Annotated in this window: 1 tRNA gene; it reads right to left on the bottom strand. The window is 56.1% G+C overall.

Annotated elements, in window-relative coordinates:
- Positions 1 to 127: 127 nt before the first annotated feature.
- Positions 128 to 204, bottom strand: a tRNA-Ile gene (locus VSR34_RS39320).
- Between the last annotated feature and the right edge of the window lie 49 nt (positions 205 to 253).

A 253-nucleotide genomic window follows, 5' to 3' on the forward strand; every position in this document is an offset into this window, starting at 1 on the left:
TGCTCTCCCAGCTGAGCTAATCCCCCAGCTCATAAACCATTCAGACCCAGGCGTTTGCGCTTCCGGGCTCTGCCCTGCGGGCAGAGTGGGATGCTCGTAAGTGCTGAAGCACTAACGATCATCGCAATGGTGGGTCTGGATGGATTCGAACCATCGACCCCCGCCTTATCAAGACGGTGCTCTAACCGACTGAGCTACAGACCCCTGAGTCTGTCTTTCTTACAGCCGACAAGTGTGAGCGCTTTAACGCAGC

This window comes from Paraburkholderia sp. JHI2823, assembly GCF_038900695.1.
Taxonomy (GTDB): domain Bacteria; phylum Pseudomonadota; class Gammaproteobacteria; order Burkholderiales; family Burkholderiaceae; genus Paraburkholderia; species Paraburkholderia mimosarum.